Consider the following 24,248-nt stretch of genomic DNA (forward strand, 5'->3'; position numbering starts at 1 on the left):
ACGTGCACGTTTTTTCGGTTGCCGCTCGCCTGGGGTGGGGCGGGGCGTGCATTTTTGGGAGTTTTCAGCAGTCGAGGGTGCCTGCATACTGGTTTTTGGACAAAAGTCAGGCGCCATGAGCCGCATCCTGTAAAAAAATGAGCGATCTCTGAGGCGCTGAGGGCTCAGAATCAGGGTTTTCAACGCGGTTCTGTGGGCACGTTCCTGCCCTGTGGGTTCCGGGATGCTGAAAACTCCAAAATTTGCACGCCGCCCCTGGGGGTACCTTCGGGCAAAAAGCAACCGCCCCGTCGAAGTATGCATTCGACGGGGCGGTTTATGCAAAAACGGTTGTGGATGCGTCAACGGCTCACTAGAACTTGACGGTTGGTGCCTGGCGGGCGGCCTCGGCGGCCTCGAAGCCCTGGCGCTCCTTAAACTGGAAGATGCCGGCAAAGATAACAGCCGGGAACGTCTGGATGGCGTTGTTGTAGCTGAGCACGCAATCGTTGTAGCTCTGGCGTGCGTAGCTCACCTTGTTCTCGGTATCCTCGAGCGATGCCTGGAGCTGCGTAAAGTTGGTGTTCGCCTTAAGGTCGGGGTAGGCCTCGGCGACGGCAAAGAGCTGGCGCAGCGCACCGGTCAGCACGTTGTCGGCTTCCATCTTGGCCTCGGGCGTGGTGGCCTTGACGGCGGTGTTGCGCGCGCTGATCACGGCGGAGAGCGTCTCCTGCTCGTGCTTGGCGTAGCCCTTGACGGTCTCGACCAGGTTGGGGATCAGGTCGTTACGGCGCTGCAGCTGCGTATCGATGTTCTGCCAGGCGTTATCGATGCGGTTACGCTTGGTGACCATGTTGTTGTAGATGCCGGCGATGGCGCAGACAATCACAATGACAACAACGATGCCGATGATGACGGTAATCATGATGTCTCCGTTTCGAATGGCCGCGGCGGCATGCGCCAGCTGCCGTTGGTATAACGCTACTAGTATACCCGCAACGTTTTGCCGTGCCGAACTTTCCGGTAAGCGTTATGTTTTCGGTGGGGTTGGTACCGGGACAAAGCGCACGAGGTACAGGTGTAAGATATGCGACAGATTGACGAACGTTGTCTTTGCCCTGAGGATGGCGATACCAGTGGACCTTCGCATTAAGAAAACCTACCGCGCCCTGTTCGATGCCTTCACCGAGCTTCTCGAGGAGCATCGTTTTGAGGACCTGACGGTTGCCATGCTGTGCGACCGCGCCATGATTCGCCGCACGACGTTCTACAAGCACTTTCGCGACAAGAACGATTACTTTGCCTTTTATATCGATGAGCTCATGTCGGGCTTGCCGCAAAAACAGCCCGATGAGGCCGGCGCAGTGTCTGCCGAGGACGTGCGCGCGCTTCGGCACGCGATTTTGGACGATGCCATGGATTTGATTCTGGCGCACGAGCAGCTCATGGATAACATTTTGGCAAGCAGCATGTCGGGCATGTTGACCAACGTTATTTGCGACCGCATTGCCCGCTCCATCCGCGAGCGTGTGATGAACGTGCTTGCCGAGGATGCCCTGGCCCCCGTGTCGCTCGAGACGACGTCTGAGTTTGTCGCCGGCGGTATTATTCGACTTTTCACGATATGGTGGGAATCGGGCCACGATCTTGAGCGTCGACCTGAGATAGCCGACGTGGTCGATGCACTGTTTGAGCGGACCATGACACCGGTGAATCACTAAGGTGGCGGAGAGAGGGGGATTCGAACCCCCGGAACGCTCTCGCGCTCAACGGTTTTCAAGACCGCCGCATTCAACCGCTCTGCCATCTCTCCGTGAGTCGTAATGATAGCATCGTTTTGAATCTGCAACAGGGAAGGCGAACGATGACGATCACCGAAATCGACGAGAAGTTCATGCGCGAGGCGTTGGCGGAGGCGCGAGCCGCCGCGGCGGTGGGCGAGGTGCCCATTGGCGCTGTGGTGGTGCGCGCGGGTGAGATCGTCGCGCGGGCGCATAATCGTCGCGAGCTCGATCAGGACCCTTCGGCTCATGCAGAGTTCGCGGCCCTGTGCGCTGCCGCTCGGTCGCTCGGTCGCTGGCGCCTTTCCGACTGTACGGTCTACGTGACGCTCGAGCCCTGCTGCATGTGTGCGGGGCTTATGGTTAACGCGCGCGTAGGACGCTGCGTGTATGGCGCGGCTGATGCCAAGGCGGGCGCTCTGGGTTCGCTGTATGACCTGAATGCCGATTCGCGCCTGAATCATCGGTTTAACGTGACGGCTGGGGTCCTGGCGGATGAATGCCGCGAGCTACTGAGTAGCTATTTTGGCGGTCTGCGCGGAGCAGGCGGCGCTGATTGCGGTTGTGGGGCCGATCTTGACGCGCACGTCGCTCACGCCGCAGCGCTTGCAGGTGCCGGTGAGGATGCCGGCACGGCGGTTGACTTTGGTCCTGCGTGCCGCCGGCCCCGCCGTGTGCTGTTGGCGATTGATTCCTTTAAGGGCAGCGTTTCGAGCGCGCAGGCGGAGGCGGCGGTTGCCGAAGGCGTGCGCCGTGTGTGGCCCGATGCCGAGATGGCCGCGTTGCCGCTGGCGGATGGTGGCGAGGGAACGATCGCCGCCATCGCCGTGCGCGGTGGCGAGCTTGTGACCTGCGAGGTTACAGGCCCCTTGGGCGACCGCGTGTCTGCCCGGATGCTGGTGGACGGCGAGCACGAGTCGGCTGTAATTGAGATGGCCGAGGCGGCGGGTATTGGGTATTCGCCCTGCACGGAATCGGCGGCGCTTGCGACTTCGACCTATGGCGTGGGCGAGCTCATGTTTCGCGCGGTCCGTGCCAGGGCAAAGACTATCTATATTGGTCTGGGCGGCAGTGCCACCAACGATGGTGGCGCCGGTATGCTGCAGGCGCTGGGCGCCCACCTTGTCGATGAGCGCGGCCGCGATATCGCTCCCGGGCTTGCTGGACTTGAGCAGGTGGCGAGTATCGATTTGGCGCCGGCACTTCGGGCGCTGCATGGCGCGCGTGTCGTCGTGCTCTCCGATGTCGAGAATCCGCTCGTGGGGCGTCGCGGCGCGCTTGCGGTGTTCGGCGGCCAGAAGGGTCTGCCGGCGGATGACGCTGAGGTGCTGCGCAGGCGCGACAGCTGGATGGTCAGCTACGGCCGCCTGCTCGATGCGGCGATTGCTGGGGCGCGGGCTCAGGGGTTGTTGCGCACACCCGAGGGCGCACGGACATTTGGCTCGGTGCTCGGCGTGCCCGGCGCAGGTGCCGCCGGTGGCCTGGGTGCCGCGCTGCTGGCGCTCGGTGCGGAGCTACGCTCGGGTGTGGAGACGGTGCTCGATCTCGTGGGGTTTGACAAGCGTGTACGCGATGTCGACCTGGTCATAACGGGCGAGGGTAATATGGACGAGCAGTCCGCCGCCGGTAAGGCGCCGGTGGGCGTGGCGCGCCGTGCCAAGCGGTGTGGCAAGCCGGTGGTCGCCGTCGTGGGTGGTCGTGCCGACAGCCTGGATGCGGTGTATGAGCAGGGCATTGACCTTGTACTGCCGATCTGTCGCAAGCCCATGGACCTGGAGCGGGCACTCGATCCGCAAGAAGCCGCAACCAACCTCATCTGCGCCGGCGAGTCTGCCGCGCGAGCCTACGACCTTGGCCGCCTCTAAAACCAATCCCTCCCCAATAACTTGCGGTGAAATACAGAGTGTTTTTGCCTTTAAGGCGCCAATTCAGTCCGTATTCCACCGCAACTTCGTGAATGGCCATCCGAGGCTGGTCGCCTTGTGCTTTGGGTCGGACCGTCTGCCATGAAATGCGGTAATCTACTACGTTTAGCGGAACACCCTCGACCATCCCGGAATTTGTGAAATTAAAACCGCAGGTAGAAAGCTTGCCAATTTTCGAAAAAGCCGGCTATGGTTGACCCCGCGGCCTAAACGTAGTAGATAGGCCCTTTTCGTGGCGCAGCGTCAGACCAGTCTATTTGGGACGGGGCTTTCTTGACTACTTTCGCCACTCTGATGCCCCCAGTCAAAAAGTAGTCAAAAAAGCCCCGTCCCAAATTAGCTGTCTTGCCCCATCGGGCGGGAGCAGGTAAGATATACCGAGCGCCTAGCGCGTTCGATGGGTTCGGATGACGACATGTTCCGAATCTGGTCAGGTCCGGAAGGAAGCAGCCATAAGGAGCCTCTGTCGGGCATCCGAATCCATCGAGCGCACGGGCGCTTTTTTGGTGCCGCGACATGGCCCGGCCGGCGACGAGGCATTTGGTGTCTCGCTGGTCCTCGGCTGCGCCTGCGGGATCGCTCGACTACCAAATGCCTCGTCGCCGGCCGGGCCCCGTCGTCCAAAAATCACCCGTAAAGGCGCGTTAGTCTAATTAAATCTATCCCTTAAGGAACGCGGCTTGCTAGTGTTGTCTGGGCATTGATGGCTGCGTGGTACAAGAGACGGCGGCGTTGCCATCTGTTTTTTCAAGTAAAGAGGCCCGTTTCCATGGGTTGGGGAAACGGGCCTCTTTTGTCTCCGGGTTTGTGGATTGGCGAAGGTAGTATGATCTGGCGGCTATTTTGAGTTCTTGAGGCGGCGTGTGGCTGCGGTGGCTATTCCGAGTCCTGTGGCGGCGATGCCTGCGAGTGCGATTGTGCTCGGCGCTGCGTCGCCCGTGTTCGCGAGCTTGCCGGCGGTCGTATCTGCTTGCTTGGTGGAGCTCGATGGAGCGTATTTGCCGGTCGCGGACGAGCTGGCGGGCTGTGCCGTTTCGGCCGGCTGCGCTGAGCTGGAGGGTTTTGTCGTCTCGGCGGGTTTCGTTATCTCGGGCGAGGTGGCCTTGTCTGCCGCGGCCTTTGCCTCTTCGTATGCCTTGCAGGCGTCGTCATAGGCCGCTTGCGCCTTTTCCAAATCGCTAAGGAGCGCATTTCGCTTGGCTATTTCCTCGTCGATGTGGGCTTTAGCTTCCTTTGCCTCACTTTCGAAATACTGAACCTGTTTTTTCTGGCTTTCGAGCCGGCGTTGGCAGTGGTGAAGATCATCTTCACAAGATTTTTCTCGCCTTTCTGCCGACATGATCTTACTTCGCAACTGCTTAATAGTTTCGTTAGAAGCTCCGTCGTCGATTGCCTTATTTAATTCTGCCTGAAGGCCGCTTGTCCGGTCGTGGGCCTCATCGTATTTGGCTTGGGCTGCATCGACGTTCGCTTGCATGGCGGGAAGGGGTTCCCTCCGTTTGGCGGCTTCCGTCACCACCATGTCGTGGATCTCTTGAAAACTGGCAATGTCATCATCGATTTCCGCAAGTTTCTCGAGACTTGCGGCGTCTTTCGCGGCTTCGAGGTTTTTGAGCGCTTCCTGCATGGCTGCATACGCTCTTTCTTTTGCGGTGGCCGCATCTTCCGTCTGCAAGGCAACTGCACCGGTGGGGGAGCTGATTTCTGCCGCGATCGCCGTTGCGGGGGCGATTCCCGCGACAAGTGCCGCGGAAAGGGCGATGCCCACAGTTGCTCGTCTTGCTCTTCTTGCGAGAATCTCGTTCATCTCGGCACCTCATTTCAAGGGTCGGCGACTAACTTGGTAGCACTAATGTAAGTATATCAGGCGGTTTGCCCGCCACTGGCTGGGTGTGCGCGTGCCTCTCCGCTTCTTTGGAAACCGAACCCCATTAGAAATGGCGAGTTGTTTACGCTTCTTTTGGGGTGGCGGTACTATCATGGTTCGAATTGAATGTGGATGATGATAGGGAGCGCCTATACATGATTGAGCTGCTCAGGCGTTTTGGTGGCAAGTTTCGCCGGTATATGGTGATCGGCCCAGCGTGCAAGCTGATCGAAGTGATCTTTGACCTGCTTACACCGCTCGTGATTGCCCAGATGATCGATAAGGGCATCGGCACACACGATGTCAACGCCGTCGTCCACTACGGTATGGTGCTTGGCGCCATGGCCGTGATCGGCATCTCGTTTACGCTCGTCTGCCAAAAGATGGCGGCGCTGACCTCGCAGGGCATGGGTACCGATATCCGCGGCGCGCTCTACGAGCACATCAACAAGCTGAGCTATGCCGAGCTCGACCGCTTTGGCACGCCGTCGCTTATCACCCGCATCACCAACGACGTCAACCAGGTGCAGCTCGCCGTGGCGCTGGGCGTGCGTATGCTCATCCGCTGGCCTTTCCTGGCGGTGGGCTCCATGTGCGCGGCCCTTGCCATCGACCTTAAGCTCGGCATGATTTTTTTGATTTGCACGCCCGCCATCGGCCTGGTGTTTTGGTTTGTCATGGCGCGCTGCATTCCGTACTACAAGCAGCTGCAGGCAAAGCTCGACCGCATCGCGCTCATTTGCCGCGAGGGGCTTTCGGGCGCCCGCGTGGTTCGCGCCTTTGTGCGCGAGGACCATGAGCGCGAGCGCTTTGCCCAAGCCGCCGATGACCAGGCCAATACTGCCATCGCGGTGGGCAAGCTCTCGTCGGTGCTCAATCCCGTCACCTTTTTGGTGATGAACCTGGGCGTGTGCGCCATCCTGTGGGTGGGCGGCATCCAGGTCAACGTGGGCGAGCTCACGCAGGGTCAGGTCATGGCGTTTGTGAACTACATGACGCAGACCCTCACCTCCATCGTGTATGTTGCCAACTTGGTCGTGGTCTTTACCAAGGCGAGCGCCAGCGCGTCGCGCATCAACGAGGTGCTCAACTGCGAGCCGAGCATCGCTGACGAGGGCAACCAGCCGGTCGCGCTGCTCAAGCCGGGCAATGTCGCTCCAGTTCCTGCGCTGAGCTTGAGCCATGCGAGCTTCTCTTTTGGCGCGGGCGCTGCCAACGCCGTCAACGATGTGACCCTGGAGCTCCCGCTGGGCAAGACGCTCGGCATTATTGGCGGTACGGGCAGTGGTAAGTCCACGCTCGTCTCGCTCATCCCGCGCCTGTACGATGCGGGCACCGGCAGCGTGAGCGTGATGGGCGCCGACGTGCGCACCTGGCCGCTCGATCAGCTGCGCCACGTGGTCGCGACCGTTCCGCAGCGAGCGTCGCTGGTGAGCGGCACCATTCGCAGCAACCTAACCTGGCGCGACGAGGCGGCAACCGACGAGGAGCTCTGGGCGGCGCTCGACATGGCGCAGGCGAGCGAGTTCGTGCGCAACAAGCCGCAGGGGCTCGATGCCCCGGTCGAGGCGGGCGGCAAGAACTTTAGCGGTGGCCAGCGCCAGCGCCTGACCATCGCACGTGCCCTGGTGGGCTCTCCACAGGTCCTAATCATGGATGACTCCGCCTCGGCGCTCGACTTTAAGACCGACGCGGCGCTTCGCCATGCCATCCGCGAGCGCAGCGTGCGCGGTGCCGCCGCGGGCGGGCTCCCACTGACCACGGTGATCGTGAGCCAGCGCGTCTCGACCGTGCGCGATGCCGACATGATCTGCGTGCTCGACCACGGTTCGGTCGCGGGCCTGGGCGCGCACGATGAGCTGTACTCGACCTGCCGGCTCTATCGCGAGATTTGCCAGTCGCAGCTTCGTCGTGAGGAGCTCGAGGGTCAGCGGGGGAGCGCGACGTCCACGTCCACCCCAGGCGCCGCGTGCGCCCTGGCATCCACTTGCGCAAAGGAGGGCTGCTAAATGAATCCGTACACTTCCTCCGGTTCGGTCGCCACGATGACGGCCAATGTGTCCGGTAACGATAACCTTAACGACCTGGGCGACGGTCCGCGCCAGCCCGGCGATCCCGAGCGCTATCCCGTGGGCGCGGTGACCCGCCGCCTGCTGGGCTATGTCCGACCGCACCGCATTTCGTTTGCGGCATCGTTTGTGAGTGCCTCTGTCTCGGTGATCTTGCAACTCTATACGCCCATCCTCATCGGCGAGGGCATCGACCTTATCGTTGCCGCCGGTCAGGTGGACTTCGACGCGCTGCTGCCGCTCGTTACCAAACTCGCGCTCGTCGTGGTGGGAGCAGCGGCCTTCCAGTGGCTGCAGGGCTACTGCGTCAACCGCCTGTCCTACGAAACGGTGCGCGACATGCGCGTGGAGGCGAGCGATAAGCTCAGCCGCATGCCGCTCAGTTTTATCGACGGCCATGCCCACGGCGACCTTATGAGCCGCGTGGTCAACGACGTCGACCAGGTCGGCGACGGTCTGCTGCAGGGCTTTACCCAGCTCTTTACCGGCGTTATCACCATCGTTGGCACGCTCGCGTTTATGCTCTCCATCAACCTGATCATGACGCTCGTGGTGGTGCTCGTCACGCCGCTTTCCATTTTTGCAGCCGGCGCCATCGCCAAGCTTTCCAACAAGAGCTTTACAGCACAGCAGCGCATCCAAGGGCAGCTCGGTGGTCATATCGAGGAGTATGTGGGCGAGCAGAAACTTGTCGACGCCTTTGCCTACGGTCCGCACGCTCAGCAGCGCTTCGATGCCCTCAACGCTGAGCTCTACACCGCGGGTGAGCGCGCGCAGTTTATGGGTTCGCTCTCCAACCCCGGCACGCGCTTTATCAATAACATCATCTATGCCGTGGTCGCTGTGATCGGCTGCGTGGGCGTGATCACGGGCGTGCCGGCGGCGCTTACGGTGGGCGGCGTGCAGATTTTCCTGTCCTATGCCAACCAGTACACCAAGCCGTTCAACGAGGTCACCAACGTCATCACGCAGATCCAGACCGCGTACGCCTCGGCGCGCCGCATGTTTGCGCTGCTCGATGCGCGCGAGCAGGAGCCCGACGCGTCGGACGCCGTAGAGCTTGCCGCCCCGCAGGGCGAGGTTTCGTTTGAGCATGTGGACTTTAGCTATGTGCCCGACCGCAAACTGCTGCAGGATATCTGCATCGATGCCAAGCCCGGCATGCGCTTTGCCCTGGTCGGTCCCACGGGCTGTGGCAAGACAACGCTCATCAATTTGCTGCTGCGGTTCTACGATATCGACACCGGTCGCATCGCGGTCGATGGCCGTTCCTCGCGTGACTACACGCGCGCAAGCCTGCGCCGTGCCTTTGGCATGGTGCTGCAGGATACGTGGCTGTTCGAGGGCACCGTGGCGGACAACATCGCCTACGGTTGTCCCGATGCCACACGCGAACAGGTTATCGAGGCGGCCAAGCGCGCGCATGCGCACAAGTTTATCGTGCAGCTGCCAGGCGGCTACGACACGGTGATTGGCGAGGACGGCGGCACGTTTAGCCAGGGTCAAAAACAGCTGCTGTGCATCGCGCGCGTCATGCTTACCGACCCGGCGATCTTGCTGCTGGACGAGGCAACGTCGAGCATCGATACCCGCACCGAGCTGCAGGTGCAGGCAGCATTCGACGAGCTCATGGCTGGCCGCACAAGCTTTGTGGTGGCGCACCGCCTGAGCACCATCCGCAACGCCGACTGCATCCTGGTCATGCGCGACGGCCAGATTATCGAGCGCGGCACGCACGACGAGCTGCTAGCGGCAGGCGGCTTCTACGCCGAACTCTACCGCAGCCAGTTTGCTCAGTGAGCAAGCCCGTGGGGCAAATTAATCAGGTTTGTTTGTCCCATAGAGCGATCGTGTTATATAGCGTTCTACCAGCGCGTGAAACAATTTGACGGTATTTCGTGAAACAATTTGACGGCGTTTTGTGAAACAGTTTTTCGGCCATTCGTGAAACGTTCTGCGGCGGTTTCAGTCCGAAGTACATACATGTTCGAAATCTGTCCAAAGATGTCGTCTGCGTCGCCAATCGACAGACGGTGGTTTACATCTGTCACGTTAGTACTAAGATATTCATCTAATAAATTGCATTAGTGGCTTTAGTTTTGGGGGAAACGAGGCAACGTGACTATGACGTGCTCAATGGTGGTTAACAGCAAGAGCGGTAATACCAGGATGGTTTCGGGCGCGATCAAGCGCACTCTGCAGGCTGCGGGCGTTGAGTTTGTCCATGCCGCGGCGTTGAGTGACGATGCAGATGCAGACCAGGTTGCGCTCGAGGCGCAGGGCGCCTGCGCGGCCGACACAGTGCTCGTCGGTTTTTGGTGCGACAAGGGCGCGTGCACGCCTTCGGTCGCGGCGTTGCTCTCCGCCTTGCACGGCAAGCGCGTGTTCCTGTTTGGCACCTGCGGCTTTGGCGCCGACCAGAGCTATTACCAGCAGATTATCGACCGCGTAACTTCCAATTTGGCTGGGGATGCCGAGCTTGCGGGCTGGGCGATGTGCCAGGGTAAGATGGGCCCTGCGGTCAAGCAGCGCTACGAGGCCATGCTCGAGCAAGATCCCGACAACGCCCGCTTTAAGATGCTGCTCGACAACTGGGTTGCCGCGAAGGACCATCCCACCAAGGAAGATCTGGACAACATGGCTGCAGCCGCCAAAAAGGCCGTTTTGGGCGAGTAGGCAATCGCCGTCGCGCGCTCGAAATAATACAAACGTGAAAGCCTCGAAATTCTCGAGGCTTTTTTCTTAACACGGGGATGTGCCGTGGCAAGCGTCTGGGGGCTTTTCCATCATCCGGATGATAAGTCGGTTTTGAACGATGCGGTCTCGTGCATTCGCTGGATGTATCGCCAGATGGAGTACGGCTACCAGACGTATCCGGGCTTCTTTTCGCACCATTCGATGGGATTCATGCAGCAAGACGCCGCCGGGCGGGCGCCACATTGCAGAGCCTGGGCGTAGCAGGTAGCTGAAAAACGTACCCGGATGTGTTCAGGGTGGGATGGGCTTTCCGGATGAGTGGTGATTCGGAAACTTTATCCCGGAATTTGCCTTTGGAATGGGATGCGGTTTCCCGTTGAGGGGCTCTGTGGAAACTGCATCCCAGTATTCGGTCGAGAAACGGGATGCGGTTTCCCAACGGGGCCGCAAGCGGAAACCGCATTCCACTCCGGACGCGAATTCTGGGGCACGGCTTGCTGAGGGTTATGGGCTGCGAGCGATATGCGGCAGCATAAAACTCAAATAGGAGGGGTTAAAAATAAATGGTACATCCAGCAGTTAATTTTAATGTGGGGGGGGGGTATGATTCTTTTGGTTGCGCATAATATCAAACCCTCTATTAATGAATTGCGTAGGGGTTAGTCACAGATATTGGATAAAACAGTCTAATTTGGGGATAAATGACCGCTTACGCCAAAATAAGTAGCATTTAGCGACAAAACATTGAAAAATATGTAGCACATCGCTATGTTTTTATTACGAAAAGATTCCAAATGGCTTATTTCGGACTCACTTTTCAATCGCCTTGCGGTTCCTGTTGAAACTTGCTGACCTTTGGAGGGGTCGAATAAGGCCTCGATGGGGATGAATTAATCATTATGGCGGCGCGCGGAGTCAAACATTTTATTGCACTTCTTAGCAGTCTGGCGCTTGCGCTTGTCATAGCCCTTGCCGTTGTTTCTTTTGCTCCCCGCGCATTTGGATACACGCCTTTTGCAGTGCTTTCGGGCTCTATGGAACCCGAGCTCCCCGTCGGCTCCATGGTGTTTGTTCGCCAGGTTGATCCAACGGATATTGTCGTGGGTGACAATGCAGCTTTTTACCGATCGGACGGTGCCGTGGTGACTCACCAGGTGTACGAGGTCGACCCCGTGGCGCAGACGATCAGCACGCAGGGAATCGCAAACAAAAATGCAGATGGAACCATCATGCACGACGCCGAGCAGACGCCTTTTTCACGCGTGATCGGTGTCGTTTCTTTTTGTGTCCCTTACCTGGGCTTCGTTAACGCATATTGCACGACGATGCCCGGTTTGCTTGTTGTGGTGGCCGTTCTGGCGCTGCTGGTCGCGGCGTCGATTGTGCTCGATCGGATGGTTCCCGACGAGCCTGCGGGCAAGCATGCCCGCGCGCATGCGAGGGAGCGGCGTTCATAGCGGCAGGGGAGAGGTGTCGGCAACGGCAAGGGCCGTTGCCGGGGAAGTCGATTTTCGAAAGGAAGAGAACGATGGAAAACAAGAAGAAAAAACGCTACGGCATCGTTGCCGCCTTGCTGCTGCTGGTACTGGCTGCCGGCGTGGGTACCTATGCATGGCTGACGGCTACTGCCGACCTGCACAACGTGTTTACGATTGGAAAAATCGAGGCTCCCGATAAGAAGCCTGATCCGGAAAACCCCGAGCAGCCTGGCACGGAGGCTGGTGGCGGTGCCTATCTGTTCGAGACCAAGTGGGACCCCAGCGCGGAGCACAAGATGATTCCGGGCTCTCCGATGGGCAAGAACCCGAACGTTGGTATTAAAAACGGTTCCGATGACGCTTTTGTGTTCATCTATGTAAAGAACGCCGTGGTCAAGAATAGTGCAGGTCTTGCGAGCACTCCTTACTTTACGCTCAACGCGAACTGGAAGCCGGTTTCTGCTGAACAGGTGACGACGAACGGCACCGAGGGACAGTACGTAAGCGGTCTGTTCATGTACGCCAAGGGTGCCGAGAACGGTCCCGTCGCCTTGGGTGCCAAGGAAGCAGCTAAGGATGTCTACACTGGCGAGCTCTTTAGCCAGGTGATGATCCCCGGTGCAATGAAGAGCGATGACGTTGTCTCGGGTGATGGCGTTAAGCCTGAGATTACTGTCTCCGCCTTTATTTTCGGTGCTGATCAGGCTGATGGCGCCACCAACGCAGCGGACAACGCCGTTGCTCAGGCCAAGGCCTGGGCTCAGACCAAGCAGTAACCCCACCCCCCCCACCGAGATCCCGGCCCGCTCCCCATCCCCATTTTCGGGTCGGGATCTCGGTCCCCCTTTGATCGACGATTGGCGAACGTAATGCTCAACAATCTTTCCGACAATCAGAAACGTACCTTGGCGCTTGCCGCGATGGCGCTGTTGGCCCTGGCGTGTCTGTGCGGCACGCTGGCTTTTACCGTTGATATGGTTCCGGCGAACAACGTTCTATCGTTTGGCAGCGTGAAGGTACGAGTCTGCGAATACACCCTCAACGAGCAGGGCGAGGAGATTCCGTTTGAGCCCAACGAGCACGGGGACTATCCCGACACCAAGGCCGGGGGTTCTGACATCAGCCGCATTGTGCGCGTGGAGAACGCTGGCACGCAGCCTGAGTACGTTCGCGCGCGTCTGCGCATGACGTCGGTGGCGCCCGACGGTTCGAGCGCGGATGCTTCGGGCAGCGTTGCGTTTCATGTGAACGCGGGCGAGGGGTTCCCGTGGGTCGATGGCGGCGATGGGTGGTACTACTACCGCGGATTGGCCGGGCGTGGCGGCACGCTCGACCCCGGCGCCATGACGGAAAGCCTCATGGACTCGCTGCGCTTTGTGGACGACTACCACGATGCCGCGCGCGGCGGCTCATTCAGGCTCGATATCGATGTTCAGGCCGTGCAGGCCAAAAACCAGCAGGCAAGCGATACCGCCCTCGACGTACTTGACGTTGTGGGTTGGCCGGAGGCGAACTAGCCTATGAAGATCAAGAACATGAACCGGGGCGTGCTTAGCAGGCTAGTTGCCGTCGCGACGATTGCCATTTGCTGCGTTATGGCGCTGCCGACGGCGGTGCATGCCGAGGACGTGCCCGAGAACAAAAACGAATTCCACATCAAAAACGAGGCTGACTTTTTGTCGTGTGTGGCGCTGTCGCGCGAGCGCGATACGTCCGGCTGGCACGTTTATCTCGATAACGACATTGAGCTCGACAGCGACGACATGAAAGACATCGTTGCAAACACCGTTAAGCATCTGTCGTTTGGCAACAAGGAGCATCCGTTTAAGGGCGTGTTCGATGGTCAAAACCACACCGTTGAGGGCCTGAACTACGATAAAGACGCTTTTGACCCCGAGCGCGATACGGGATTTTTTGCCGAGACCAACGGTGCCACCATCAAAAACTTCCTGGTCAAGGACGCCAACGTGTGGGCGGACTTCCGCGGTGGCATTATCGTGGGCAAGGCCGTCAATACGCGTTTCGAAAACGTTATGGTCATGGAGAGCACGCTGCACGTGACCTGCGCCAACAATGCTCTCAACCTCATTACCAACGCAGGCTTTGAGGGCGGTCTCATCGCCGGCGAGCTCGACGGCTGTACCCTCTATAACTGCGAGGTACGTGGTGGCCGCGCCGTTAACAACACGACTTCGGGCGTGCAGGCGCTCGGCGGTGAGGGTCTGTATATGGCGGCGTTTGCCGGCTACGTTGAGAAATCGACTATCGAGTACTGCCGCGTGACGCCGACGCGTAAGGACGACGGCTCGATTGCCGAGAAGGGCATGACCGACGTCACCAATAAGTACGACGTGGCCATTGGCGCCCTGGGCGGCAACAACGTGTACGCCTCGGGCTTTGTGGGCTGCATGGCAGGTGACGCCAAGATCATCGACTGCTTCTCGACGGCCCAGTGCTACAGCTATGCCGCGTCGTACGTGGGCGTTGTCGCCGTGACGCGCGCGTGGGCGGGTGGCCTGGCGGGTCGTATTTTAACCAAAGAAGGCAATGAGCTCGTCCGCAGCCACTTTGCAGGTGACCTGAGCTCGCGTCAATACAACCCCATCGCCGTGATCCCCATCATCCAAAACGACGTGAACCTGGGCGGTATTGCTGCGCGCGCCAACAAGGGCGACGCCACGGTCACCGAGTGCTACTTTAAGCCGAGCGTGAGCCTAAACGGCAGCAGCCAGGGTACCGCGGCTAAGAAGAAGATCCCCTCTTTTGGCGGCGACGGTACCACCAAGGGCGACGGCTATGGCCCGTGGGACGACGAGCGCTATACCACGCGTGAGCTATGGGAAGAGCACGACTACGACTTCTGTGCCGGCACCATGCGCTCGACCGCCAACGACGATGCCCTGGGTGGCCAGCACACCAATGAATGGGCGATGGATTACAAGCTGAATATCCCCGTGCATGGCCAAAGCGTTAAGGCGACGATCGATTTTCCCGGTGCGGGTACCGCGACTATTACGGCAACCAAACTCGGTATTGATCAGGCGACCTCGGATCCGTATGCCTTTGCCGTGAGTGCCGTGCTGGCGGGAACTGCTCAGGGCTTGGCCCAGGGCGATACCTCGGTAACGTTTAAGCAGGAGACCTCTGCAAAGCCTGCCGACCTGAGCGAGGCGAACGGCGGCTACCGCTTTATGGGCTGGTTCCGCGAGCCCGATGTGCGTGTGAACCGAATTGGACAAGACAACAGCTGGTTTGACGGCAAGACCGATGCCGATGCTGTGGCTGCTGGCAAGCAGGTCCAGAAGAACGAGGCAAACGACAAAACGTCGACCTATACTGCCGATAACGCGAAGGGGGCCGAGGCCTTTAAGGGCAACGACCTCTTTATTGCTTCGTACGAGGCGCAGGTGCTGTTCTATAACGTCAAGGGTGAGATGCTCTCGTGGCAGAGCGGCGAGGCGCACGACAAGTCGACGGATTGGTACCGCTATGGTGTCGGTTTAACGCCGGTTGCCCCTGCGGACCGCGGCACTCTATCTGCCAGCGCCACCTTTATTGGTTGGACGACGCAGCCGAGCGGCGAGGCCGGGATGCATGGCGGTTACGCGGCCATCACCTCGCCTAAGCTTGCCGAGCTAAAAAACGCCGGTGCGTTCTATCCTGCCGGCGCTGAGATCACTGTGCTTGGCCCTACCGATTTTTATCCGGTGTACACCGACTATGTGTCGAACATCATGACGGTGTTTGAGGGCAATGAGCAGGATGCAATCGACGATCAGACTCGGCGCGATGGTGTGGGCAAAACTGACGTTAAGGTTGAGACTGCCGAGGATGGCACCGGTGTGTACACGGTGCGGGTGTGCGACGTGGACAACAAGCCTTTATCAGAGGACGGTGCGCTGCCCGACGGCTACCGTTTCCTGGGTTGGTATGAAAACAAGGGAACCGAGGATGCCCCGCTTGAGGTGCGCGTAAGCCGCGATCCCAGCTATACGCTCCCCACCGATGTCGATTTAACCGCGCCGCATACCTACATCGCCCGCTTTGAGTACCGAGTGGATTATTACGTTCGGGCTTATACCAACCATGAGTTTACGGACAGCAAGCTACTTTGTTCCGTTTGGAATCGCTATCAAACGCCCTTTGAGGAAAACGTCGGTAGTACCTTCGTGCGTGAAAACGTCGTCCACTGGGGCCCGGAGCATGTTGACCACGGTATAAAGGATAGTTATGAAACGTGTGGCACACGCTTCACGAAGGAAACCCTTGTCGTGAGTCCCCTTAACGCGTACTCGCACAACGTTAAAAACGATACGGGAGCCGATACTCTAAAAAACCTCTATGCCGATACCGATTTTCCAGGCGCTGCAACGCTAAGCGATACTTGGACTTCGGCTTCGCTGAACGTAACGGTCAAACCGGTGAATGATCGCTATCGCCTGAATTTCTGGACGCTTGAGCGCGATGGTGAATATTGGACATATGTGAAAAATCCCATCGAGAGCATGGTGCGTACAGATAAGAAGTACTACGTTCGCGCGATGATTACCACGGACGTTAATTTCTACAACAAGGGCGATAATGTCGTGAGGACTGCCACGCGGCGCTATGAGAGTAACTTGCTGCAGACCAAGGTGAACGGGGCGGATCCGACGTTCACGTATTACTACCCGCATGTTAATAAGTCGGTTAAAGTGGCCGAAAAGCCAGAAGATGGTGAGAAGGGATCGTATGAGAGCCCCCTGACCCTCGAGTCTTCTCCGACCGATACTGAAATGGCCGTGCGGAATCCTAAGGGCGAGCCGGATCCGAGATATAAGTTCTTGGGTTGGATTTCGACCGCCGAGGTCCAGAAGGATTCTCCCGTCTGGAACTATATCTATGATGTCGCCAACGACCCCTATGTGACGAGCGATCCGGAAAAGGCGGCGCCATACTTGGCGACGGATGACTTCAAGGTCACCAAGTGTCAGGATGCCTATCCCGTCTACGCAAAGTTCGACGTCAACTACACCACCAACCTGCACCGCGCCGGTTTTAATGGCACTTCCGAGGTGAATGTTCCTAGGTATGACATCACCCCTAATCTCAATGCGGACAACGATCCCGCCACGGCAACGGTGACTCCTGATATCGAAACGACGGTATACAAGTCCGGCGGCGAGTTATACAAGCTGAATAAGGTCGAAATCGAACTCCCGAACGGTGAGGTTAAAAAGCTCGAACCTAACGGCGATAACTCGTATTCCTATCAGGTGGAACCCGGCGGAGCCTATACATTTGTGGCGTACTATTCGCCGTTGGCGGTCGTGTACCATCTCAATGCCAAAGATGTGGATGGCAAGGTAGCCCAGCAGGGCGATACGCTCGGCAGCCTTAAGGACGGCATCCCGCTGCCGACGTATAACGTTGGCGACATCGATGATGCAACGAACGCATACAATGCCTTCGTAGGCTGGACGGAAACTAAACCGGCATCCGGCAACTGTTATGTCGTTTGGTCGGACGGCCTTCCCATGGTGAATACAAACACTGTGGTTAACGCCCCCATGGAGCTGTACCCGGTCTACCGTGCCAGCGCGGTAATTGTCCAATCGAATATCGATGCCAATCTGGATAACCCCGATTCCGTGCGTTCTCTTTCGCGCACCGACTCTGGCGATCAAATTTCGCTGGAAGTAAGAGCTACAGCTGAGGTTGTCGGCATTGACGGCACCAAGTACGACTTTGTCGGCTGGTCGCGCGACTATGAACCCGATGGCAAATACACCCTGTTGACCGAAGACGATAAGTATCCCCTCGAGGGTAGTGAACCCTTTAAGGGCGCGACGTATACCGCGGTGTACAAGGTCACGCCGTATAAGGTGCGCTATCACAGCGTCGACGGGGCGGTCATCTTTACGGCGACGGTCGACTCGGGCGACGAGCGCGCGCAGGACGGTAAGCCTGGCTTTGTCTACACGGTCGATGTTCCCAAAATGGACGAGAGCGGCAACCCTTTCTACGACAACGACGGCAATCCTGTGATGGAGCAAAAATCCGTGGCGTACGATCCGGACGCCCACTCCAAGATCGTCGCGCTGCTCGATGAACAGGCTGCTGCCAATGGCGATAAGCGCGAGCTCTTCTTGGAGTGGCGATATGTGGGTGCCGATGGCACTGCAAAGTCTTGGGATGAGTTCAAGGGCGAGCCAGTCAAGGGCGACATGGACCTGTATCCCGTGACGTATCGCGTGGTTGCCAACGATACGTCTGATCCCGCGAAACCCGTAACCATGACCGCGCAGCTTAAATGGCTGCTCGATCCCGCCGCCGCCAACACCGTCGATGACGGTGCCGACCAGGCGCCGTTTAAGGTCTGCTTTGCCGAGCCGTTTATGGGAACACAACTGACCGTTACGGTAACGCAGGCAAGCTACGGCCCTGGTGCAGAGGGCGTTTCTGCGGCGGAAAAGCCTGTGAACGGCAAGTTTGTCTCGCTCTACAGTCTGGGTTCGGGTGGCGGCTCGTTCGACCTGGCCAACCGTCTGGAGTCCAAGAAGACGGGCGAGGGCGATCAGGGCCCCGGCAAAGCCGTGTTCAACTTTGCCCAGACTCATGCGCTGACGATCGTTAAAAAGACGACCGATGCCAGCGCTATGGGGCAAACGTTCCGCTTTAAGGTAACGCGAAAGATGTCGCAGGATTCTCCTGCCGAGACGCGCATGGTCGAGGTGAAAGTCGATAAGCAGCAGCCGGAAAACGGTGAGACCTGGTATGTCGGCAGCGTGCAGTTCGCCGCTCCGGCGGGCATCTATACCGTCGAGGAAGATACGGCTTGGGCATGGCGCTACCGGGGCGAGCTGAGCACGCCGGGCAAGGCGCCCGGTAAAACTGCCGAGCTGACGATTTCGTCTGCTTCGAGCGCAGGCGACGCCGTGGTGACGTGCGTTAACACGCGCGCGAAGGACAAATGGGTCGATGGTGGCTCGCGTGCCAAGAATGTTTGGGAAAACGGCACGCTAAGGAGGGAGGACTAGGATGGGTAAGCGCAAGCAGATCGTTGCCCTCCTTGTCGGCGTTCTTCTTTTGGCTGGCGTTGCCGGCACCTTTGCGTGGCTTTCGGTTACGGGCGTGCTGGTCAACGAGTTTGGCTTTGGTTCGGTGGCGCCCTCGGTAGACGAGAAGCTCAATGGCAACGTGAAGAGTGACGTCACGATTACAAACAAGGGCTCGGCTCCGGCATACCTGCGTGCTGCGGTGGATATCTACTGGCAGGACCAGGATGGCGCGCGCCTGTGGGATGAGCCGGTCGAGGGTACCGACTACGCCATTGTGTGGGGCAACGTGTCCAATGCCTCAACTACTGGCAGCGCCTCGTCTTGGGTTCGCTCGGCCGACGGGTTCTACTACTGGACGTCTCCTGTTGCGCCGCTCGACAAGACGGGCGTGCTCATCAAGGGCGTGTCCGAGAAGAAGGCAGATGGTAAAAACCTAGTTGTTGACATCTCGACCCAAGCGATTCAGTCTACGCCCGACGATGCGGTCACCGAGGCATGGAACTGTACGGTCAAAGATGGCGTGCTGGTGCCGCCGCACGGAGGTGCGTAAGCATGGCTTTACCGATTTTCAAAGACGTTGCGCGTTCCTTGCGTTGTGTGGTCGCGGCCATTTTCTGCGTGGTCGCGCTCGCCGTTCCTGCCCGTGCGTTCGCCGATACGCCCTCGATTGCCTATGACGGAAATGCACGCCAGCTAACGGTATCGGGAGCGACGGACTCCTCGGGGGAGCCCGATCTGTTTCCAGCCTTTAAAGATCTAATGCCCGGCGATGTACGCGAGCAACAGATTGGGGTTCGTGCCACGGGTGTAAAGTCCCAGGTACGTGTGTTTGTGCGGGCTGTTGTCGATCACGAGACGGCACATCTGCTGTCGCCCATTACCCTAACGGCGTCGGCGGCCGATGCGTCTGCCGGTTGGCTCCAGACGGGAACGCCGGGCAGCGTGTTTGCCTATCCCACGCAGGTCGCAACGTTTACGAGCGATGGCAGCACGGTACTCAATTTGCAACTAAGTGTCCCGACGTCGGTGGGCAACGAGCTTGCCGACGCAAACAAGGCAATTCGCTGGGAAATCACCGCCGAAGACGATGGCGAGAAGATCCCCGTACAACCTGCTGGCAGCAAGAAGCCCGGCTTGCTTGGTCTGGCGGCAACGGGCGACAACACGCTCGCTTTGCTTTTGGTGTTGCTGGCGCTTGCCATCATCGCTTTTATAGCCGCGCTTCTCTTGTCCCGGAGGAACAAGCGCTAGGTCCATCTTCTAAACGCAACGCCCTCCTGGGCGGCGGGCACGAAGTTCCCAGCTCTACAGTCCTGCGCAAGACGAAGGCCACATTAAGTGGTCTTCTTTGCGTGCGGAACTCGCGATGAACTTCGTGCCCGCCGCCCGGGAGGGCGCCTCTTTATTGATGGAAGGCCTAATAAGCTGATTATTCTATGCCCGGATGTGTTCGGAGTGGGATGGGCTTTCCGGATGGGTGGGGTTGCGGAAGCTGTGTCCCGGAATTCGCCTTTGGAATGGGATGCGGTTTCCGGTTGAGGGGCTTGACGGAAACTGCGACCCGGAATTTGCAATCGGAGTGGGATGGAGTTTCCCAACGGGGCCGTAAGCGGAAACCGCATCCCATTCCAGACATGGATTCTGGGACACGGCTTCCGGATGCAAAAAAGGCCACATGACGTGGCCTTCAACTTATATATGTTGCGGGTATCCCCATGACAAGCCGCGCTTCAACACCGAGGCGTCTGCCCGGCGACGCGGAATGTAAGGTTCATCGCGAGTTCCGCACGAGCCGGAGAGCACTTAATGTGCTCTCCGTGCGAGCAGGACTGTCCGAGCAGGGAACCTTACGTTTCGCGCCGCCGGGCAGACGAACCAGTTAAGACGTGTCGCTATTTGATCTTGGTCGTACCCGGCGCCAGGTTGGGGTCGGTCTCGTTGGCCTCGGTCTGGAAGTGCTCGGTGTAGACGTTCTTGCCGTCGCGGAACATCTCGTAGTACTGCATCTTGGCGTAATCCTCGCGTGCCTTGGTGGCGGCTGCTGCGGCGGCGTCGTCACCGGTGACGTTGGAGGAGAGCGCCCAGCGCAGGCTGGAGTCCTCGTAGCCCACGGAGTTGATAGCGGGCAGCGACTCGCGCAGCGTCATGTGCGCTTTCTGGTAGTCGGTCAGCGGTGCGCCGATCAGCTGCATGAGCTGCGTGGACAGGTAGTTGGTGGACAGGTCGTCGGTCTCACTCGTCTGGTCGCAGCCGGCAACGTCGTAGTTGGCCCAAATGATGTAGTCGGTCTGCCACAGACGTTCCTGGTGGGTGGCATCGTCCTCGCCGGTGAACCACTTATCGTTGAACTTGGACGGGAAGAACGGCTGGTGATCGCCCCAGAACACCACGACCACCTTGCGGTCGAGCTTGCTCAAGGCGTTGAGGAAGTAGCGCAGCGCCTGGTCGGACTGCTCGATGCACGAGACGTACTCGTCGACATCGGACAGCGTGCCGTCCTCGATGGTCTTGGCGTCCAGATCGGTCGTGTCGATGTTCAGGTGCATCTGCTTGTCGACCGGCAGCAGGCCCGTGTCGTAGCCCGAGTGGTTCTGCATGGTCACGTCGAAGATAAACTGCGGATCGGCGTTCTGGTCGAGCAGCTCAAGAATCTTGTCGTAGGTAGCCTGGTCGGTCACCATGCCGCGCAGGGTATCGGCACCCTGGAAGTCGTTGATGGACAGGAACTGGTCAAAGCCAAAGTCCTTGTAGACGTTCTCGCGGTTCCAGTTGGTTGCGTGGTTGGGATGCATGGCCGTGGTGGAATATCCGAGCGACTTGAACTGCTCTGCCAGGTTCCCGGTCGTTTCCATGTTGTAGATGGTGTAGGGGTACACGCCCGAGCCCAGGTTGGCCATGGAGTTGCCGGTCATAAACTCAAACTCGGTATTGGCCGTGCCGCCGCCGTAGGCGCTCACGTAGAGCTTGCCGCGGCTGAGGCAGTTGGACAGGTTCTTAAAGTACTGTGGGCCTTCGTAGCCGGCGCGCATGTTCTGGTAGATCGACAGATCCGAGAACGTCTCGTTCATGATGGCGATGACCGTGGGCTTCTCGCTGTCGAACTGCTCCTTTGCGGCGGCGCGCTCGTCACTCTTGGCGGCGTCGGACTTGTCGTAGGCCTTGGCGTACTTTTTGAGCGTGGCCTTGGCATCGTCGACGGAGTAGTCGGCGGGTTTGGGCGGCTTGATGGACTGTGCCGCACTAATAAAGGCAGGCAGATAGCCCTCGCGCCAGTAGCTCTCGAGCGGGCGCCAGGTGTAGACGGTGATACCGAGGGTGTTGTAGTAGTCGATGAGCGTGACATGCGCGGTCACGCCGCCCAGGCACAGCACCGCCACGAGCAGGTTGGTGAGCAGGATGCGCTTGGCGTTGGCGGCACCCTTTTGGCGATGCGGCGCGACCAGGCCGGCGTACTCGCACAGCAGCATGGCGATGGCGGTAAAGCCCATGGACAGCACGCAGAACAGCGAGATCGAGAAGGTGTAGCCGGTGCCGGCGACCGCGGCGGCGGTGGAGATGGCCGAAAGGTCGCCCGGCTGGATGGGCATGGATTTAAACGTGATGACGAAGAACTCGGCAATGCCCAGGATAAAGAGGGCAAAGGCCAGGACGGCGGGAGCTGCGCCGTGGCGCTGGAATAGGAAGAACAGGCCGACCATGAGCGTGGTGATGATGGCCCACTCGAGCAGGATGCACAGGGGGTAGACCCAGGTAAAGTCGTGGTTGGACGAGACCTCCATGCCCAGCAGCGCAAAGACGCCGGCGAGCAGCAGGCACAGGACGGCGGCGACGAGCGGTTTGCCCACAAAGGCGCCGCGCAGGCGGGCGAGCTTGCCAGTGGGGGCGGGAGCGTCGGCCGAGGCGAACGCAAAGACGCGCGGGGCGATGCGGTCGCGGGCGATGCTGGCCCAAGCGCAGCCGGTGAGGATGGCGTTGGTCAGGATGAGCATCACAAAGGCGAGCGGCTCGTTTTGAGAGACGAGGCCAATGGCGCCCCAAATGGTCAAAAAGAGCTGGAACAGGCCGAAGGCGACGCTCCACCCAAGAGCGCTTTTGGCAACGGTGCCCGACTTTGCGCAAATGGCCTTGGCCTCGCGCAAGACAAGGTAGACGGTCGCCGCAAGACCGACGAGCGAGATGGCGGCAGCGAACATGCTGAGACTCCTCACAAACTAAAACCTACGAAAGCGGGGATTTACCCGATTGTTACCAAGATATGCGCAGCAATTGGTGGCTGCGCACACCAACCAGCCATATTAACGCGCGCGTGTGGCGGTGTGGCGCAATGTAGTGGCGACCTGCGCGATAATGGACGGGAATTACACGGAAACGTAAAGGCTTCTTAAAGAAATGGCGAGGGTAGGGCGATGAGCGAGCAGGTTTGCGAGGCGGGCATGGGCGACGACGGAGCTGCGGGCGTGGATACGTACGGCTATCCGGTCGAGACTACGGGCAACGCGGTACTGGACATTTTGGAGCACCGTTCGTCCACGCGCGCTTTTGCGCGCGATGACAACGACCGTCCCGTGGCGGTGACCGACGAGCAGCGGGCGGCGATCTTGCATGCGGCGAGTCGCGCGCCGTCGGCGGGCGCCATGATGATGTATTCCATCGTGAGCATTCGCGAGCAGGCTACGCTGGACCGTCTGGCCGACCTGTGCGATCACCAGCCCATGATCGCCAAGGCGCCCTGGGCACTTATATTTGTGGTCGATTATGCCAAGTGGATCGATCTGTTTGAGCACGTGGGCTGCTTTGAACCCGAGTTTGTCGGGCGCACGGGCAAGGCGCCCCGCCGCGCGCCGGGTTTGGGCGACTTTGCCATCGCGGCGCAGGATGCCGTGATCGCCGCTCAAAACGCCGTGGTCGCCGCCGAATCTCTGGGGCTGGGGAGCTGCTATATCGGCGATATCGTCGAGAACGCCGAGGAAGTTGCCGCACTGCTGGACTTGCCTGCCTATACCATGCCGCTGTCGATGCTCATCATCGGCACGCCCCGTAAGGAGCGCCCGGCAATCGCGCACCCCGTGGTGAACCTGGTGCACGAGGAGCGCTACTGCCGCGCCGGCGCCACGACCATGGACGCGCAGGTGGCCGAGATGGACGCGATGTTCCGTCCGCATGCCCGCGAGGTAGGCGAGCGCGTGGTGGATATCTACACCCGCAAGCACACGAGCCCCTTTATGGCCGAGATGAGCCGTTCCATGGAGTGGTGGTTCAAAAACTGGCTCGGCAAGTAACGAATGCGGTGATGTGACAAAGGGACAGTCCCTTTGTCACATTCCATATCGCCGAGGTGGCCTAAAGGCCGTATAAATGTTTATTTAGCTGGGAAAACAGTGCATTAAAACATGGGCCGATTGCCTATAATCC

Annotated in this window: 15 protein-coding genes, 1 tRNA gene and 1 other RNA gene; 13 read left to right on the forward strand and 4 right to left on the reverse strand. The window is 59.2% G+C overall.

The features are described from left to right. Window positions 1–352: 352 nt before the first annotated feature. Window positions 353–904: a LemA family protein gene (locus DWV20_RS02000; RefSeq protein WP_199411166.1), complete on the reverse strand. Its 552-nt coding sequence runs from the start codon at window positions 902–904 to the stop codon at window positions 353–355. Window positions 905–1,115: 211 nt separating this feature from the next. On the opposite strand from DWV20_RS02000, the gene DWV20_RS02005 reads away from it, so the two are divergent. Then, the gene (locus DWV20_RS02005) at window positions 1,116–1,700 is read left to right on the forward strand and encodes a TetR/AcrR family transcriptional regulator (RefSeq protein WP_158566281.1); all 585 of its coding nucleotides are present in this window, start codon (window positions 1,116–1,118) and stop codon (window positions 1,698–1,700) included. A 2-nt stretch (window positions 1,701–1,702) separates the two neighbouring features. On the opposite strand, the gene DWV20_RS02010 is transcribed toward DWV20_RS02005, so the two are convergent. Then, window positions 1,703–1,792: transfer RNA gene (locus DWV20_RS02010), tRNA-Ser, on the reverse strand. A 51-nt stretch (window positions 1,793–1,843) separates the two neighbouring features. Here DWV20_RS02010 and tadA point away from each other — a divergent pair. Together tadA and ffs are read left to right on the forward strand one after the other, a co-directional pair. Beyond that, window positions 1,844–3,625 carry a tRNA adenosine(34) deaminase TadA gene (gene tadA, locus DWV20_RS02015; protein ID WP_118256263.1) on the forward strand — a complete coding sequence of 594 codons (1,782 nt, stop codon included), beginning with the start codon at window positions 1,844–1,846 and terminating at the stop codon, window positions 3,623–3,625. A gap of 454 nt (window positions 3,626–4,079) precedes the next feature. Then, window positions 4,080–4,175, forward strand: an RNA gene (ffs, locus tag DWV20_RS02020) — signal recognition particle sRNA small type. A gap of 348 nt (window positions 4,176–4,523) precedes the next feature. On the opposite strand, the gene DWV20_RS02025 is transcribed toward ffs, so the two are convergent. Continuing rightward, window positions 4,524–5,492 carry a hypothetical protein gene (locus DWV20_RS02025; RefSeq protein WP_118256264.1) on the reverse strand — a complete coding sequence of 323 codons (969 nt, stop codon included), beginning with the start codon at window positions 5,490–5,492 and terminating at the stop codon, window positions 4,524–4,526. Between the two features lie 215 nt (window positions 5,493–5,707). Here DWV20_RS02025 and DWV20_RS02030 point away from each other — a divergent pair, with 215 nt between their 5' ends. The 9 genes from DWV20_RS02030 to DWV20_RS02075 all read left to right on the forward strand — a co-directional run bounded on the left by DWV20_RS02030 (window position 5,708) and on the right by DWV20_RS02075 (window position 20,087). Continuing rightward, the gene (locus tag DWV20_RS02030) at window positions 5,708–7,561 is read left to right on the forward strand and encodes an ABC transporter ATP-binding protein (protein ID WP_118256265.1); all 1,854 of its coding nucleotides are present in this window, start codon (window positions 5,708–5,710) and stop codon (window positions 7,559–7,561) included. Next, entirely contained in the window at window positions 7,562–9,421 is a 1,860-nt protein-coding gene (locus DWV20_RS02035; RefSeq protein WP_118256266.1) for an ABC transporter ATP-binding protein, read from the forward strand. A gap of 324 nt (window positions 9,422–9,745) precedes the next feature. After that, on the forward strand, window positions 9,746–10,297 hold the full coding sequence (bilS, locus tag DWV20_RS02040) for a flavodoxin family protein BilS (RefSeq protein ID WP_117803973.1): 552 nt from the start codon (window positions 9,746–9,748) through the stop codon (window positions 10,295–10,297). A gap of 920 nt (window positions 10,298–11,217) precedes the next feature. Next, entirely contained in the window at window positions 11,218–11,775 is a 558-nt protein-coding gene (locus DWV20_RS02050; RefSeq protein ID WP_118256267.1) for a signal peptidase I, read from the forward strand. Window positions 11,776–11,846: 71 nt separating this feature from the next. Continuing rightward, entirely contained in the window at window positions 11,847–12,572 is a 726-nt protein-coding gene (locus DWV20_RS02055) for a SipW-dependent-type signal peptide-containing protein (RefSeq protein ID WP_118256268.1), read from the forward strand. Between the two features lie 93 nt (window positions 12,573–12,665). Next, window positions 12,666–13,313, forward strand: coding sequence for a hypothetical protein (locus DWV20_RS02060; protein WP_117635590.1), 648 nt, complete (start codon window positions 12,666–12,668; stop codon window positions 13,311–13,313). 3 nt (window positions 13,314–13,316) lie between these two features. Continuing rightward, window positions 13,317–18,815: a hypothetical protein gene (locus DWV20_RS02065; RefSeq protein ID WP_118256269.1), complete on the forward strand. Its 5,499-nt coding sequence runs from the start codon at window positions 13,317–13,319 to the stop codon at window positions 18,813–18,815. A 1-nt stretch (window position 18,816) separates the two neighbouring features. Then, window positions 18,817–19,386: a hypothetical protein gene (locus DWV20_RS02070; RefSeq protein ID WP_118094321.1), complete on the forward strand. Its 570-nt coding sequence runs from the start codon at window positions 18,817–18,819 to the stop codon at window positions 19,384–19,386. A gap of 2 nt (window positions 19,387–19,388) precedes the next feature. Next, window positions 19,389–20,087: a hypothetical protein gene (locus tag DWV20_RS02075; RefSeq protein WP_117635587.1), complete on the forward strand. Its 699-nt coding sequence runs from the start codon at window positions 19,389–19,391 to the stop codon at window positions 20,085–20,087. A gap of 641 nt (window positions 20,088–20,728) precedes the next feature. Here DWV20_RS02075 and DWV20_RS02080 read toward each other — a convergent pair. Continuing rightward, window positions 20,729–23,029 (reverse strand): LTA synthase family protein, encoded by a 2,301-nt coding sequence (locus DWV20_RS02080; protein ID WP_118256270.1) that lies wholly within the window; start codon window positions 23,027–23,029, stop codon window positions 20,729–20,731. A gap of 213 nt (window positions 23,030–23,242) precedes the next feature. On the opposite strand from DWV20_RS02080, the gene DWV20_RS02085 reads away from it, so the two are divergent. Further along, window positions 23,243–24,115 carry a nitroreductase family protein gene (locus DWV20_RS02085; protein WP_233539754.1) on the forward strand — a complete coding sequence of 291 codons (873 nt, stop codon included), beginning with the start codon at window positions 23,243–23,245 and terminating at the stop codon, window positions 24,113–24,115. Window positions 24,116–24,248: the final 133 nt, after the last annotated feature.

This window comes from Collinsella sp. AF02-46-1 (assembly GCF_003465825.1).
GTDB lineage: Bacteria > Actinomycetota > Coriobacteriia > Coriobacteriales > Coriobacteriaceae > Collinsella.